Origin of the sequence: uncultured Sphingomonas sp., assembly GCF_964235535.1 — a bacterium.
Lineage (GTDB): Bacteria > Pseudomonadota > Alphaproteobacteria > Sphingomonadales > Sphingomonadaceae > Sphingomonas.
The window spans coordinates 76,167-92,039 of record NZ_CAXSBH010000001.1 but is presented as its reverse complement, the minus strand read 5'-3'; the positions used below and the strand labels follow the sequence as shown (position 1 = coordinate 92,039).

10 protein-coding genes and 1 tRNA gene are annotated in these 15,873 nt (G+C 70.0%); 7 read left to right on the top strand and 4 right to left on the bottom strand.

Annotation, left to right across the window (positions count from 1 at the left end; translation table 11 throughout):
• Positions 1-11 precede the first annotated feature (11 nt).
• From ACFE7F_RS00415 to ACFE7F_RS00390, 6 genes are read left to right on the top strand one after another with little or no spacing between them, the layout of a single operon-like run.
• On the top strand, positions 12-293 hold the full coding sequence (locus tag ACFE7F_RS00415) for a type II toxin-antitoxin system Phd/YefM family antitoxin (RefSeq protein WP_375401861.1): 282 nt from the start codon (positions 12-14) through the stop codon (positions 291-293).
• Complete coding sequence (locus tag ACFE7F_RS00410; RefSeq protein ID WP_375401860.1) at positions 290-679, top strand: type II toxin-antitoxin system VapC family toxin; 390 nt, start codon at positions 290-292, stop codon at positions 677-679. Before ACFE7F_RS00415 ends, ACFE7F_RS00410 begins: the two co-directional genes overlap by 4 nt.
• Complete coding sequence (gene cobT / locus ACFE7F_RS00405; RefSeq protein WP_375401859.1) at positions 679-2,499, top strand: cobaltochelatase subunit CobT; 1,821 nt, start codon at positions 679-681, stop codon at positions 2,497-2,499. The genes ACFE7F_RS00410 and cobT overlap by 1 nt, the downstream gene beginning before the upstream one ends.
• Positions 2,496-2,753, top strand: a complete 258-nt coding sequence (locus tag ACFE7F_RS00400; RefSeq protein ID WP_375401858.1) for a ribbon-helix-helix domain-containing protein — start codon at positions 2,496-2,498, stop codon at positions 2,751-2,753. The genes cobT and ACFE7F_RS00400 overlap by 4 nt, the downstream gene beginning before the upstream one ends.
• 51 nt (positions 2,754-2,804) lie before the next feature.
• Complete coding sequence (locus tag ACFE7F_RS00395) at positions 2,805-4,901, top strand: TonB-dependent receptor (RefSeq protein WP_375401857.1); 2,097 nt, start codon at positions 2,805-2,807, stop codon at positions 4,899-4,901.
• Positions 4,902-4,926: 25 nt separating this feature from the next.
• The gene (locus ACFE7F_RS00390; protein WP_375401856.1) at positions 4,927-5,994 is read left to right on the top strand and encodes a PepSY-associated TM helix domain-containing protein; all 1,068 of its coding nucleotides are present in this window, start codon (positions 4,927-4,929) and stop codon (positions 5,992-5,994) included.
• A 4-nt stretch (positions 5,995-5,998) separates the two neighbouring features.
• Here the strand turns inward: ACFE7F_RS00390 and ACFE7F_RS00385 are convergent, their stop codons facing one another.
• Both ACFE7F_RS00385 and ACFE7F_RS00380 read right to left on the bottom strand, forming a co-directional pair.
• Positions 5,999-10,585, bottom strand: coding sequence for an NAD-glutamate dehydrogenase domain-containing protein (locus ACFE7F_RS00385; protein ID WP_375401855.1), 4,587 nt, complete (start codon positions 10,583-10,585; stop codon positions 5,999-6,001).
• Positions 10,586-10,637: 52 nt separating this feature from the next.
• Positions 10,638-11,921, bottom strand: a complete 1,284-nt coding sequence (locus tag ACFE7F_RS00380; RefSeq protein ID WP_375401854.1) for a hypothetical protein — start codon at positions 11,919-11,921, stop codon at positions 10,638-10,640.
• 169 nt (positions 11,922-12,090) lie between these two features.
• On the opposite strand from ACFE7F_RS00380, the gene ACFE7F_RS00375 reads away from it, so the two are divergent.
• Positions 12,091-12,166 (top strand) — tRNA-Thr (locus tag ACFE7F_RS00375).
• 19 nt (positions 12,167-12,185) lie between these two features.
• Here ACFE7F_RS00375 and chrA read toward each other — a convergent pair.
• A complete protein-coding gene (gene chrA, locus ACFE7F_RS00370; protein WP_375401853.1) occupies positions 12,186-13,415 on the bottom strand; it encodes a chromate efflux transporter in 1,230 nt (409 codons plus the stop codon).
• Between the two features lie 54 nt (positions 13,416-13,469).
• Positions 13,470-15,824, bottom strand: coding sequence for a TonB-dependent receptor (locus tag ACFE7F_RS00365; RefSeq protein WP_375401852.1), 2,355 nt, complete (start codon positions 15,822-15,824; stop codon positions 13,470-13,472).
• Between the last annotated feature and the right edge of the window lie 49 nt (positions 15,825-15,873).

Sequence of the window (15,873 nt, the reverse complement as noted above, 5' to 3'; positions counted from 1 at the left end):
AGGAGGCGCAGATGGCCGAAGCCGATCCGCGAAAGATGTTCAACGTCCACGATGCGAAGACCAACCTGTCCAAGCTCATGGACCGCGCGCATGCGGGCGAGGAGATCATCCTTGCCAAGGCCGGTGAGCCTTGGGCGAAGATCGTGCCCTATGGCGATATTCCGAAGCTCAAGCGCACACCGGGCGGCTGGCCTCTTGCGGGGGATATTCCTGATTCCGTTTGGTTCGATCCCATGCCGGAGGACGAACTAGAGCTTTGGGAAGGTAAGCGGCTCGAGAAATACGGTCTGTGAACGGCTATCTGCTCGATACGCATACGGCGCTTTGGTGGTGGACCGAGTTCCCCCGCCTTGGCGCAAACGCGCGCGAGCTGCTGGAGGAGACGGAGGAGCCGATCGCGGTCAGCGCCGCATCCGCTTTCGAGATCAGCCTGAAATGGCGACTAGGCAAACTCGCCATGTTGGGCGACCCGCGGATCAGTTACGAGCCGCTCATGAAGCGTAACGGATTCTCGGAATTGCAGGTTACGAACGATCACGCCATTCGCGCCGGTACGCTCGACGGGGCGCACCGCGATCCGTTCGATCGGTTGATCGCCGCTCAGGCGTTGACGAACGACCTGACCGTCGTGACGCGAGATCGCGAGATCGCCGCGTTCGGTTGCAAGGTCCTCTGGTAATGCCCGAAGAAACGCCCCTCGACCGGTTCAAGGCCGTCTTGGCCGGGACGGCGCGCGCGCTGGCGGATGAGCCGGATGTGGAGCTCGCCTTCACAGCCGATGCGCCGGCGCAGTCGGGCAAGCATCTGAAGGTGCCGATGCCCGCGCGGCAGCTGCCGGCCGAGCAGGTGGCCGAAGCGCGGGGGTTCGCGGACTCGTTCGCGCTCAGGCTCCGGCATCACGACGTGGGCCTGCACCAGCGTGGTGCGCCGGCCGAGGCGGTGGCGCGGGCGGTGTTCGACGCGGTTGAGACGGCGCGGATCGAGGCGCTGGGCGCGCGCGGCTATGCGGGGATCGCGGGCAATCTGGGCGTCGCGCTCGACATGCGGCTGCGCTCCGACCCGATCACGCGGGCGCGCACCGCCGCCGAGGTGCCGCTGTCGACGGCGCTCCAGCTCCTCGTCCGCGAGAAGCTGACGGGGACCGCCGTGCCCGCCGCCGCCATGCCGGGGCTGGGGCTGGTGCGCGAATGGATCGAGGGCAAGGCCGATCTGGGCGCGCTCGGGCTGGCGCTCGACGATCAGCGCGCGTTCCAGGCGCTGGCGACCAAGCTCCTCGCCGACCTGGAGCTGATCGAGGGCGAGCAGGCCCCACAGCCATCGGAGGACGAAGGCGAGGAGGATGAGGGCTCGGATGACGAGCAGCAGGAGGAAGGCGAGGACGGCGAGGAGGAAGGCGCGGAGGGCGAGGGTCAGGTCGAGGCGCGCGGCGAGGAGCGCGAGGCCGAGGGCGACGACGGACAGGGCGAGGAGATCGGCAACGATGCGCCCGACCTCGACGGCGAGCCGGGCGACGAGGGCGACGAGGGCGCGCAGCCGGCGCGGCCCAACCAAGCGCGGACCGACCTGTCGCCGCAGTTCGACTACAAGCCGTGGACCACGCGTTTCGACGAGATCGTGTCCGCGGGCGACCTATGCGATCCGGACGAGCTGGCGCGGTTGCGCGGCTATCTCGACCAGCAGCTGGTGCATCTGCAATCGGCGGTGTCGAAGCTCGCCAACCGGTTGCAGCGGCGGCTGATGGCGCAGCAGGCGCGCTCCTGGGATTTCGACCAGGAGGAGGGGCTGCTCGACGCCGCGCGGCTGGCGCGGGTGGTGGTTAACCCGATGCAGTCGCTGTCCTACAAGGTCGAGCGCGAGACCGATTTCCGCGACACGGTGGTGACGTTGCTGATCGACAATTCGGGGTCGATGCGCGGGCGGCCGATCTCGATCGCGGCGATCTCGGCGGACATCCTCGCCCGCACGCTCGAGCGGTGCGGCGTCAAGACGGAGATACTCGGCTTCACGACGCGCGCGTGGAAGGGCGGCCAGGCGCGCGAGACGTGGCTGGCGGCGGGGCGGCCGCCGCAGCCCGGGCGGCTGAACGACGTGCGCCACATCGTCTATAAGCGCGCGGACGAACCATGGCGGCGCGCCCGGCCCGCGCTGGGGCTGATGATGCGCGAGGGGCTGCTCAAGGAGAATATCGACGGCGAGGCGCTGCTGTGGGCGCATGCGCGGCTGATGGCGCGGCCGGAGGATCGGCGCGTGCTGATGGTCATCTCCGACGGCGCGCCGGTGGATGACTCTACGCTCAGCGTGAATTCGGGATCGTATCTGGAGCGGCATCTGCGGCAGGTGATCGGGTGGATCGAGGGCAAGTCGCCCGTCGAACTGGTCGCGATCGGGATCGGGCACGACGTGACGCGATATTACAGCCGCGCGGTGACGATCATGGACGCCGAGCAGCTGGGCGGCGCGATCGTCGAGCAGCTGGCGGCGCTGTTCGACACGCCTTGATCGCGCTTCCATCCGGCGGGTTTGCTGGGCCGGTCAAGCGGTCGGTGACGATCGCGGGGCACGCGACGTCGATCAGCCTGGAGCCGATATTCTGGAGCTCGCTGGAGGCGGCGGCGCGCGCGCGGACATTGCCGATGTCGGCGTTGGTCGCGGAAATCGATGCGGCGCGGGTAATCCAGCGGGGTCCACCCAACCTGGCAAGCGCGATACGAAGCTGGCTGCTGCACGATCTGTATGAAAGTCATTCGCATTAGCGTTGACTCTGCGAGCGCCTCGCAATAGCGGATGCCCCGAAGGGGAGTTCCATGCGGTCGCCGTCGTCGTTCTTGATCCTGTCGTGCGCCGTCGCCGCGACACCGGCGCTCGCCGCCGATCCGGTTCCTGCCGACGAGCCCGATCAGGTGGTCGTGACCGGACGACGCGACGGCTACGTCGTGGACTCGACGGGGTCGGCGACGCGCGTCGACACGGCGGTGCGCGACATCCCACAGGCGGTGAGTGCGATAAGCGAAACGCAGATCGAGGACCGGAATTTCCGATCGGTCGGCGATGTGCTGCGTGCAGTGCCGGGGGCGAGCGCGGCGCAGGGCGAGGGGCACCGCGACCAGATCGTGCTTCGGGGCAACAACTCGACGGCGGACTTCTTCGTCGACGGCCTGCGCGACGACGCGCAATATTACCGGCCGCTCTATAATCTCGACCGGCTGGAGGTGCTGCGCGGGCCCAACGCGATGACGTTCGGGCGCGGCGGCGGGGGCGGCGTCGTCAACCGCGTGACCAAGCGGGCGGGTTTTCAGACGTTCGGTGTCGCGAGCGGATCGGCCGACGGCTTCGGCGCGTGGAGCGTCGACGCGGACGCGAACCTCGCGCTGGCGGAGGGCATAGGCGCGCGGCTGAACGCGGTGCGCGAGGAGTTCGCGAACCACCGCGACGTGTTTGCCGGGCGGGTGTACGCAGTCAATCCGACGGTTCGCGCGCTGGTCGGGCCGCGTACGGATGCGACCCTGTCCTATGAATATGTCGACGATGCGCGCGTCGTCGATCGCGGGGTGCCTTCGGTCGGGGGACGACCGGTCAGGGGATACCGCGACACCTTCTTCGGCGTGCGCCGCGTGAACCGGCTGGGGCTGGAGGCGCATCTGGCGCGGGGCACGCTCGAGCACCGCTTCAGCGACGAGGTCGCGGTCGTAGGACGGCTGCTCTATGGAAATTACGACAAGTTCTACCGCAACGTGTTCCCGGCGACGGCGGTGGACGCGCGCGGCGCGGTCGGGATGCAGGCCTATGACGACGCCCAGCGGCGCGAGAACCTGCTCGGCCAGACCGACCTGACCTGGGCGGTGAGCACCGGACCGGTGGCGCATGTCGTACTGGCGGGCGTGGAAGCGGGCGAGCAGCGGACGCGAAGCGCGCGGCTGAACGGGTTCTTCGACGGCGAGGCCGGCACGACGATGGGCGGGCGGCAGGTAAGCGTGCCGCTGGCGGAGCGCTTCGCCGCGCCGACGCCGGTATTTCGCCGTGGAACGGGCGAGCGGACGACGCGGAGCACCGCCCGGTTCCAGGCGGTGCTGCTGCAGGACAAGATGACGGCCGGACCGGTCGAGCTGCTCGCGGGGCTACGTTTCGACCGGTTCGAGCTGAAGAGCGTTAATCTATTGAACTCGGAGCGGTTCGAGCGGACGGATGAGCTGTGGTCGCCGCGACTGGGGTTAGTCATGCATCCAGTCGCCCCGGTGTCGATTTATCTTAGCTACAGCCGGTCATACCTGCCGCAGTCGGGCGACCAGTTCGCGTCGCTCGACCTGACCTCCGCCGCGCTCAAGCCCGAACGGTTCGAGAATGTCGAGGCAGGGGCTAAGTGGGAGCCGCGCCCGAGCCTGTTGCTCGCCGCGGCGATGTACCGGCTCGACCGCACCAACACGCGCAACGCCGGGCCGAATCCGGGCGAGGTGCTGCTGACGGGCGAGCAGCGCAGCCGCGGGGTGGAACTGGAGGCGACCGGGCGCGTGCGGCCGAACCTGCTGGTGACGCTGGGCTATGCGCTTCAGGAGGCGGAGATCAGGCGCACCACGGCGGCCGCCCCTGCCGGCCGGTCGGTCGCTTTGGTACCCAAGCATCAGCTGTCGGCATGGGGACGGTGGGACGTGAGCGGGCGGCTGGGCGTCGGGGTCGGCGTCGAGCATCGGTCGAAGCAGTTTACATCGATTTCGAACGCGGTGACGCTGCCGGACTATACGCGCGTCGATCTGGGCGTGTTCTTCCGGTTGAGCGAGCGGGTCGAGGCGCAGGTGAATGTCGAGAACCTGTTCGACACGGGATACTTCCCGACCGCGCACAGCGACAACAACATCTCGACGGGCGCGCCGATCAACGCGCGCGCGACGGTGCGTGTCCGGCTATGACGACGGCGGGCTAGGAAGTGGGCGGATGAACAAGCAGGCTTGGCGACGGACATGGTTCTCGGTCCATAAATGGATCGGGCTGCTGCTGGCGGCGCTGATTATCCCGGTCTCGTTCTCGGGCGCGGTGCTGGTGTGGCACGAGGAGATCGAGCACGCGATCCATCCCGAGCGCTTCGCGGTGACGGCGGGGCCGGCGATCGGCGCGGACGCGTACCTGCAGGCGGCGCGCGGGGCGATCGGGGCGGGCGACCGGGTGTCGTCGCTCGCGATGCCCCGTGACGGCGAGGCTGCGGTCGTGAGCGCGACCGCCGCGCCGGGGAAAGGTGGGCCACCGGTTCGGACGAGCGTCTATCTCGACCCGCCCACGGCCCGCGTGATGGCGGTCGCGCGGTCGGATGAGGGCCTGCTCAGGGTGCTGCACATACTCCATGGCAGCCTGTATGTGCCGGGCGTCGGCCGACAGATCGTCGGTTGGATCGGGGTGGCGATGATGCTGTCGGCCTTCACGGGCCTGTGGCTGTGGTGGCCCGCGATGGGGCGGTGGACGCGCGGGCTCAGGTGGCGGCGGCATCCGAACGTCGAGACCAACCTCCATCACCAGATGGGTTTCTGGATCGCGCTGCCATTGTTCGTGCTGTCGCTGACGGGGGCATGGATTTCGTTCCCGGCGTTTTTCGGGAAGCTGAGCGGAGAGGCGCGGCCTGCGGGTGGCGGCGGGAGGCCTGTTCCGGTCGCAACGCCGAAGTCGGCGGTCGCCGACGTGCTGGCGGCGGGGGGCGGGGCGGCGGTGACCAACATCGCCTGGCCGACTGATAGGAAGCCGGCCTGGACGCTTCGGACAGCCGACGGTCAGCTGTCGGTCGACGACGCGACAAGGGTGGTGACGCACGAGCCCGCGCCCGCGACCGGCATCGCGCGATTGATGCGGCAGGTGCATGACGGCACCGGCATGAATATCGTGTGGCGCGTCGCGATCTTCCTGGGCGGGCTGATCCCGGTGGTGCTCGCGGTGACGGGCGTGATCATGTGGTGGCGCGCGCGGGTCCGGCGCGCGAATACGACGCGGCGACCTCGGGTGCGAGCGGTGGTCTAAGCGCTTACCGCCCCAGCAGCACCCGTGCCTGGCCCGCGATCTGGGCGAGCATCGCCGCATGGGGTTTGGCCGAGAGGCGGGCGCGGTCGACGACGGCCTTGAACTGCGCGACGCGGGCGGCGTTGCGGGCGAGCCAGCCATCGACCGCCGCGCCCGGATCGGCATCGGTGCAGCGCGCCAGGAATTCGAGCCTGATCTGCTGGAAGTCGCGCGCCAGGCCCGCGATGAGCAGCCGCTCCCACGGGTCGCTCGACACGATGCGCGCGGCGGTCGCTTGCGCCCAGTCGAGACCGAGCGCCTCGCCCAGATTCGTGAAGGCTCGCGCCAGCACCACTTCGTCCAGGCCCAGTCGCGCGCCGAGTTCGGCCAGGCCGACCGCGCCGTCGAGCTCGAACAGGCGGACGACCTTGCCCGCGAGCGCCGGTGGCGCGCCCGCCGTCTCCAGATCGGCGCGGATGCGCCCGCTCTGGATGCGCGCCTCTTCCAGCAGAAGCCGTGTCGTTTCCGCTTCGAGGTGGCGGACGCCCTTGCCGAGATGCGCGAGGATGTCGGCCGCGCCCGCGCCGGGAACGATGATGCGCAGGAGATCGGCGATGTGCGAGCGGGTCGCGGCGGCGACCTCGTCGAACAGCGCGAGCCGGCCCGCTTCGGGCATCGGCGTCGCCTCGATCTCAGCCCACAGATCGGGCAGGCCGAACAGCTGTTCGGCGACGACGAACATACCCGCGATGTCGGCCATCGCCGCGCCCTCCTCCTCGGCGAGCTCGAAGGGGTGGAGGAGCCCCAAGCGGTTGACGATACGGTTGGCGAGCTTGGTGGCGACAATCTCGCCGCGCAGGCGATGCGCGTCGATCGCGGCCCCGAACCGCTCGCGCATCGCGGGCGGAAAGGCGGCGTGGAGATCGGGAAGCAACGCGTCGTCGAACCCGAGGCCGCCCGTTTCGACCGCATCCTGAAGCGCGAGCTTGGCGGTGGCGAGCAGGACGGCGAGCTCGGGGCGGGTAAGGCCTTGGCCCGCCTGGCCGCGGCGGAGCAGCTCCTCGTTCGAGCCCAGCCCCTCTACCGCGCGGTCGAGGCGGCCGGAGCCTTCGAAGATCTCGATCGCGCGGACATAGGAGGGGGTGGCGGCCGCGCCGTCGGCCTCGGCGATCGAGAGGGCGAGCGTCTGGAGGCGGTTGTCCTCCAGCACGAGGCGGGCGACGTCGTCGGTCATGCCGGCGAGCAGGACGTTGCGATCGTCGAACGACAGGCGGCCCTCCGTCATTTCGCGGTTGAGCGCGATCTTGATGTTGACCTCGTTGTCCGAGCAGTCGACGCCCGCCGAATTGTCGATGAAGTCGGTGTTGATGCGTCCGCCCCGCGTGGCGAAGGCGATGCGCGCGGCTTGGGTGAGGCCGAGGTTCGCGCCCTCGCCGATCGCTTTCACGCGCAGGGTCTCGGCGTCGACGCGTAGGCGATCGTTGGCGGGATCGCCGACGGCGGCGTTGTTCTCCGCCGCCGCCTTCACGTAGGTGCCGATGCCGCCGAACCAGAGCAGGTCGGCGGGCGCGCGCAGGATCGCGGAGATCAGCGCGGTCGGCTCCCAATCGGCGTCGATCAGCCCGAGCGCGGCCTGAGCCTCGCGCGAGAGGTGGATCACCTTGTCGGTGCGCGCGAACACGCCGCCGCCGGGCGACAGGAGCGACGGGTCGTAGTCGGCCCAGCTTGAGCGCGGGAGGGCGAACAGGCGCGCGCGCTCGTCCCAACTCCGCTCCGCATCGGGTGCTGGATCGATGAAGATGTGGCGGTGGTCGAAGGCGGCGAGCAGCTTGACCGACTTGGACAGGAGCAGGCCGTTGCCGAACACGTCGCCCGACATGTCGCCGCAGCCGATCACGGTGACCGGGTCGGCCTGCACGTCGACCCCGCGCTCGGCGAAATGGCGCTCCACGCTGATCCACGCGCCCTTGGCGGTGATGCCCATCGCCTTGTGGTCGTAGCCCTGGCTGCCGCCGCTAGCGAAGGCGTCGCCGAGCCAGAAGCCGCGTTCGAGCGCGATCGCGTTGGCGACGTCGGAGAAGGTCGCGGTGCCCTTGTCGGCGGCGACGACGAAATACGGGTCCTCGCCGTCATGGACGCGGACGCCGCCCGGATGGACGATCTCCTCGCCGACGATGTTGTCGGTGATCGAGAGCAGCGCGCGGATGAAGATGCGGTAGCTCTCAGTCCCCTCGGCGAGCCAGGCGTCGCGGTTCGATATGGGCGGAAGCTGCTTGGGATAGAAACCGCCCTTGGCGCCGGTCGGCACGATGACGGCGTTCTTGACGCGCTGCGCCTTCATCAGCCCGAGCACTTCGGTGCGGAAATCGTCGCGGCGGTCGGACCAGCGCAGGCCCCCGCGCGCGACCGGGCCGGCGCGCAGATGGATGCCCTCGACGCGCGGGCTATAGACCCAGATCTCGCGCCACGGGAGCGGCGCGGGCAGGCCGGGGATGCGCGCGGAGTCGAGCTTGAAGGCCAGCGCCTCGGCGGCGGCGGGCGCATAGGCGTTGGTGCGCAGGCACGCGCCGACGAGCGCATGGTAGGCGCGCAGGATGCGGTCGTCGTCGATCGCCGACACCGCGTCGAGGCCGAGCGCGATCCGCTCGTCGGCTGCGGCGATGTCGCCCGTCGCAGCCGAATCGTGTGCGGCGGCGAACCGCTCGACCAGCGCCGCCGCGACGGCGGGCGCGCGGCGGAGCGCGTCGACGACGGTGGTCAGGCCGTAGGGCAGTCCCGCCTGGCGGAGATAGCGGAACCAGGCGCGCATCAGCACAACGGCGTCGGGCGCGACCCCCGCCTCCAGGATCAGGCGGTTGAAGGCGTCGTTCTCGGCCCGCCCCTCCAACGCCGCGACGATCGCGGCTTCGAGCACTGGAGCGTCCGCGACGACCGAGCCGGTCTCGACCAGGAAGTCGTGGAGATGCGAGCGGCCTTCGTCAGCGAGCGGGGTGGGCAGTTCCTCGACGACGCGGAAGCCGAAATTCTCGAGCACCGGGACCGTGTCCGACAGCGAGAGCGCGCCGCCCTGGCGGTAGATCTTCAGGCGGGTCCGGTCGCCCTCGGTCGCAATGCGAACGGAGCGGGTGCCGGGGCCGCCGAGCGTGTCGAACCGCAGGATGTCCGCCGCCGCCTCCGCGCCCGATCGTGCGGTACGGTAGCCGTTCGGGAAGGCGTTCGCCCATTTGAGTGCGAGGCGCGCGGCGGTGCGCTGCGGCGCGACCTCGGCGAGCGCGGCTTCCACCTCGGTCGCCCAGCCGCGGATCATGCGGGTCATGCGCGCGTCGAGCTCGGCGGCGTCGGGCGCGGTCGCGCCGTCGGGGATGTCGAGCGTGTAGCGGATCAGCGCCGTCACCTCGTCGAGCGCGATCGACCAGGTCAGGAGCTCGGCCCCGGCCGCCTCCGTCAGCATCCCGCCGATCGCGGCGCGCCTGGCTGTGGTCAGCTCGTCGCGCGGCAGCCAGGCGAAGGCGTACAGGTGACGGCGGAGCGGCGAGGGCGCGAGCACCAGGCGCGGGCGCGGCCGGTCGGCGAGCGACATGGCGGTGAGCGCCAGCTCCTCGAGCACCGCGGGCTCGAAGGCGATGCTCAGATCGTGCGGGAGCGCGCCGAGCGCATGGGCGAGCGCCTTGCCGGTATGGCCGCGCGGGTCGAAACCGAACTTGGCCTCCAACGCGGCGAGCCGTTCGCGCAGGATCGGCACGGAGGGCGCGGGCGCGGACAGCGCGGCGCTGGTCCACAGGCCGGCGTGGACCGACAGCCCGCCGCCATTCCCGGGCAGGACGATCAGGTCGAGCGGCGCCGCGCGGTGGACGGTCGAAATCAGGTTGGACTTGAGGAGCAGCGGCGTCGCCCCGCCGCCCTCGAACCACGCCGCCGCCTGCGCCAGCGCGCCTTCGTCGATCAGCGGGACGGGATGCGACTGCCGCGCGAGGCCGAGCGCGTCGGTCATGCCCCCGCCCGCGCTCCAGCGTGCATGGCCGAGCAGCGTCAGCTTGCCGCCCGTGAACCAGCGGAGCAGGTCCGCGCCCTCGCCCGTACAGGCGTCGGCGTCCAGGGCGAGCGCCGCGCGCATCGCGGGCCAGTCGTCCACCGCCGAGCGGACATCGGCCAGCACCGCGTCCAGTTCCTGGCCGAGCGCGCGGCGGTCGCGCGCATCGACGCGCTCGAGCTCGAGATAGATCATCGACTCGCGGGGCGCGCCCTCCTCGCCGATCGCCCCGATCACGCCGTCCGCATCGCGGCGGACGGGAACGACGGGGTGGAGGATGCGGTCGATCGCGATCCCGCGTGCCGACACGGCGGCGGCGACCGAGTCGACGAGGAACGGCATGTCGTTGCCTACCACGGCCAGGCGCAGGCGGCGGCGGACGTCGTCGCTGGCGATCGGCTCCAGCATGACGCGGGGCATGCCGGGCATACGCTCGCGCGCGGCGGCGAACAGGAACCGGGCGGCGTCGGCCTGCTCGGCGGGCCCGAAATCCTGGAGTTCGGCCGGCAACGCGCCCGCGACGAGACGATCGGCAAGGGCGCCGGCGAGCGTGGGGATCGGCGCTTCATCTTGGGGAGGCATAAGCTCGGCTATGCGCCGCCGCGTGCGACCGCTCAACCCTCCGTAACGTGGATCATTCCCGTCCCACCGCGCGGACCGCCTTGGCCGTCAGCGCCGCATCGTCGAGCTGGGCGATCACGTCGAGCCCGCCGGTCGCGCCCACGCGCGCGACGAGAAGGACGAGGCGGCCCGGCGCCCCGGTCTGGGGAAGGTCCAGATGGGCCAGCGCGTCGCGCTCGGCGAGCACCGGCGCGGGGGGCATGTCCTTCGGGGCGGGCTTGCGCTCGGCGCGGGCGGCGGCGACCACCGCCTTGATCCCGCCCGCCACGCCGGAGAGATATTCGGGCAGCTCGCCCGCGCGCATGTTCGCCTCGCGCGCACGGGTCAGGACGGTCGCGAACTCGGTCAAGCGCGTCTTGTCGTACTCCGCGCCGAAGACGAGCTTGGCGACGGGCGTCATGGGCGCCCGCGCCTGCTCCTTGAGGCCCGCGTCGCCGAGCAGGCGGCGGTACGCGTCTCGGTCGCGCTCGGCCGCCAACGCGAAGTCGTGCGCGCGGCCGAGCGCGCGGTACAGCGCCGAGCGGCTGCGCGTGTCGGCGGCGCGGACGGCGGCCGCCGACTCGCGCGCCATCATCAACCGCGCGTCGAGGGTCGCGGGCTCCGCATCGTCCCTTGCGGCATCGCCCGCGAACGCGCCGCTGGGCCCGTCGGCCCAGACCGGAGCGGCCGACGGAGCCGCGCCCCAAGGATCATTGCCCGGCGGAACCTCCGCGATCGGCGTGGCGCGCAGCGCCGCTTCCAACTCGATGTCGATCGAAACCTGGACAAGTGGGTCGGCGATCTCCTTCCAGTTGATCACGCCATAGATGAAGTCGATCGCCTCGCCCGTCGACGAGTAAGGCATCAGGATGCCTCGGTAGAGCGTCGAATGGCCGCGCGTGTTGACGAACTCGGCCTCGAAGCCGATCGGCGCGCGGTTGGCGATGATCTGGAGATAATGGTCGGTCAGCCGCGACAGGAGCGAGCGCGATGGCACCTCCGCGACGCGCACCGGTTCGCCGACGATCCCGCATTCGGCGCGTAAGGTGGCGCCCAGAAACGAGATGACCGGGTCGTCGATCGCCCTAGTGAAGTCGAGCAGCACGCTGTGGTCGCCGAAATCAGTGTTGCCGCGCGGCTGGAGGTCGGCGATCGCGGGAAAGGGCGCGCCGTGGAGCAGCGACACCCAGTGATTGTAGGCGCGCACATGCATGCGCCGTTCGTCGCCGCCCAGGTCGAACAGCTGCTCGCCCACGCCCGCATCCTCCGCGACCAGTTCCGTCGCATCCTCCGCGTCCAGCCGTTGCGACAAGTCCATGCCCACATCCCCCACGCGCCCTACCGATCGGAAGCGCACCGCTATCCGGCCCCTTGTGGAGCGAGTCTGGTAAATGCCCGGTAAAGCGCGGGGCCGCTTGTCAGCCGGCGGACGCGCTGGTAGGCGGTCGTCCATATCCAGCCGCGGGTTCCAGATGGCCCGCGCCCGTGCCGCCTTAGCTCAGCTGGTAGAGCATCGCATTCGTAATGCGGGGGTCACAGGTTCGAGTCCTGTAGGCGGCACCACCTCACATCGCATCGCGCATCAACGGCATGCGACCCCTCCGGCCACCGCAGCCACGGCCAGCATGACGGGCGTCGCGAGCTTGCTCTTCCAGCGATAGAGGACCGCGAGCGTCACCGCGAAGATCAGCGCGCTCGCGACCGGGTTCGGCGTGCGCGCGGCGGCAGCGCGGGCGATGTCGACGAACGTCACCGCGATCAGCCCCACCACGCCCGCTGCGACGCCAGCCAGGACGAGCTGGAGTCGCCGGTGCTCGGTCAAGCTTTCGAGGCGTTCGTAGAACAGGAGCGAAAAGGCGAAGGCGGGCAGGAACATGCCCGTCGTGATCGCGAGCGCGCCCGCGAGCCCGCCGCCGACCCAGCCCACGAAGGTCGCGAAGATGACGAGGGGCGCGGGCAGCACCCCGGACAGCCCCAGCCCGTCGAGGAACTGGGCGTCCGTGATCCAGCCCCGGCCCACCGTATCGTCCCGGACGAACGGGATCGCCGCATAGGCGCCGCCGAACGTCAGCAGCCCGCCCTTCAGCCCCGTCCAGAACAGAGCGAGCACCGTGGGCGCGGCTTCCCGGCCGCCCATCGAGGGATCGAGCGCGGCCGGGTCTCCGGTCCAGGTGAGCAGGGCGACGCCGATCGCGAGCGCGGCCACGGCGACCGCGAGCGCGTGGCGGCGCGTCGAAGCCAGCGCATAGGCGACCCCGGTCGCGGGTAGCACGATCCAGAAACCGATCCCGGCGAGCGCCGCCGCCGCCGCAACGACCGCGGCCGCCCAGAGCCGCGGGCCGAGGAGGATGTGCTCGCCGATGCGGTGAACCGCGCGCAAGACGATGGCGACCACCGCCGCCTGCGCGCCCACGAACATCGCGGGCAATACCGTCCCCCGCATCGGCAGCCGAGAATAGGCCCAGGCGAGCGCCAGCATCAGAACCAGGCCCGGCAGCATGAAGCCCAGCCCCGCAAGGACACCGCCGACGCGGCCCTTCGCGCGGATGCCGAGATGGACGCATAATTCGTGCGCCTCGGGTCCGGGCAGCGCCTGCATGACCGCGAGCAGCCTGTTGAACCGGTCGCTCCCGATCCAGCGTTCCCCGTCGACCAACTCGCGCCGGATGGTCGCGATCTGCGCCACCGGCCCGCCGAACGCGGTCGCGCCGAAGCGCAGGAAACGCCAGAACAGCGCGGCGTGGCTCATTGCCGGCGGCGTGAACTCGGCGCCCGATGGGTCACCGTGCGTCCGTGGATCGGGATCCGCCATGCTGCGTCCTAAGCGATCGCCATGGATCGGTCACCGAACGACTGGAGGTCCACTCTAGAACCGCTTGGCGACCGTGACGCCGATGGTGCGCGGGTCGCCGAGCTGGCCGACCACCAGGCCGTTGTTACCCGGCTGGTTGGACAGGAACTCGAGATAGTCCTCGTCGAACGCGTTCCGGACCCAGCCGAAGACATCCAGGCCACCGTCGTTCCGGTAACCCAGGCGGAAGTTCGCGATCGTGTAGGCGTCGACGACGAAGAAAGGCGAGGGCGTGGCGTTGGACGAATAGGACGAACGATAGCTCGCGTCCGCGCCGAAGTACGCCCGCCCGCCGCCCCCGCCGACCGGCAGGTTGGCCTCGCCGCCGAACGACAGCGCCCATTTCGAGATGCCGGGCAGACGTCGGCCCGAAATATCGACGAATTGCGCCGCGCCGCCCGTGAACTCCGGCGCGATCGGCGCGTCGGGGAAGCGGGTATATTTCCCGTCATTGTACGCTGAGTTCAGATACCCGGTCAGCCGGTCGCTCGGCCGCAGGCTCAGCTCGGCCTCGACGCCCTGGATGCGTACGTCGGCGTTGGCGAGGTAGCCGCGCACGATGCCGATCGCGCCGTTCGACACGGTGGTCTGATAGTCCTTCACGTCCGTTCGGTACGCGGTCAGGTTGACGGTCGCGCGCCGGTCCCAGAACTGCGTCTTCATCCCGGCTTCGTAATGGTTCAGGCTTTCGGGATCGACCTGCGCCAGCTCGGTCGCGACCGTCACGCCATCGGCGCGGAAGGGCAGCCCGTTCAGATTGACGCCGCCCGATTTGAAGCTGCGCGAATAGACTGCGTAGAGCAGGACGTCGTCCGCCGGCCGGTACGAGAAATTGACGTCGCCCGACACGTTGAAGTCGCGGTACCGCGCGGTGTAGAACTGCGCGGGCAAGGACGCGCGCTGCTGTGCGAGCTGTGCGGGCGTCGGACTTGCGATGCCGCCGGTCACGCGCGCGTCGTAGACCGCGTCCTTGGTGTCGTAATTGAGCCGGACGCCCGGCTGGATGCGCAGCCGATCGGTGACGTTCCACGTCAACTGGCCGAAGCCCGCGACGCTGTTGTTCTCGAACTCGATCGCGGCGCGCTGCGTCAACCCGTTCAGCACGGCGGGATTCGCACCGGCGGTCGGCCCGTTCGCGAACAGGTTGGCGGCGGCCCCCTGCTGCGTGTTGCTGTCGGTCGATATGGTTTGGCGATAACCGAACACGCCTGCGACGAAATCGAACCGGTTGGTCCCCGATGTCGCGAAACGGAATTCCTGGGTCAGCTGGCGCTGGTCCGAGCTGTTCTGGCTCAGCGTCGTGATCGGCAGGCCTATGAAGTCGCGGTCGTTCTTGGGCCGCCACGTCCACCAGCGCCATGCCGACACCGACGTCAGCGTGTTCTCCCCGACATCGAGCTCGGCGATGAGCGAGACGCCGCCGAGGAACTGGCGCGACTGGAGGTCGCTGTCGACGTCGGTCACGCGGTCGTACGGGTTCGTCGAGGGCAGCGTGTAGCCGAGCGCCGTGGTCAGCGCCGCGAACTGACGGTTGGCGGCGCGGAGCGTGGGAAAGGTCCGCACCGCGACCTGCGTGTAGCCGTCGGGATCCTGGCGGCTGTAATCGCCCGCGAGCGTGACGTCGAGCGAGTCGGTCGGCTTCCACAACAGGCTGCCGCGTACGCCCAGATTGTCGAGCGAGTTGGTCCGTTCGCCCGTGCGCACGTTCAGCACCGTGCCGCGCCGCGTGGTCGCCGCAAAGCCGATCCGCCCGGCCAGATCGTCGCGGATGAGCGGGCCGGAGATCGACGCCTTGCCCTGGAAGAACCGGTAGTTCCCGGCCGTCAGCTCCACCCGGGCCTCGGGCGTGAAGCTGGGCGCGCGGGTACGGACGTTGATCGCGCCCGCCGTGGTGTTCTTGCCGTACAGCGTCCCCTGCGGCCCGCGCAGCACCTCCACCTGCTGCGTGTCGATCAGGTCGAACGCGGACGACGCCGGGCGGCTGTAATAGACCTGGTCGATATACAGGCCGACGCCTTGTTCGATGCCGTCGTTGGTCAGGCCGAGCGGCGCGCCGAGCCCGCGGATGTTGATCGCCGAATTGCGCGGGTTGGACGCGTAATATTGGATCACCGGCTGGATCTGCGCGACGCGGCCGATATTGTAGGTGCCGGTCGAGGTCAGCAGCCGCTCGCTGAAGACCGACACGGGCAACGGCACGTCCTGGAGCGACTCCTCGCGCCGCCGCGCCGTCACCACGATGGTGTCGTCGTTATTCGCCGCCTGCGCCGGGGCCGGGGTGGTCCGAGACGCGGTCGCGGGCGGCGCGGCTGGGGCTGTCTGTGCGTTTGCGATTGCCGGTGAGGAGACCGCGAGAAGGAATAGCCTCATGCCGACGATCCGCATCTTCCAGCCCTCATATTGCCGTCACCAAAGTCCA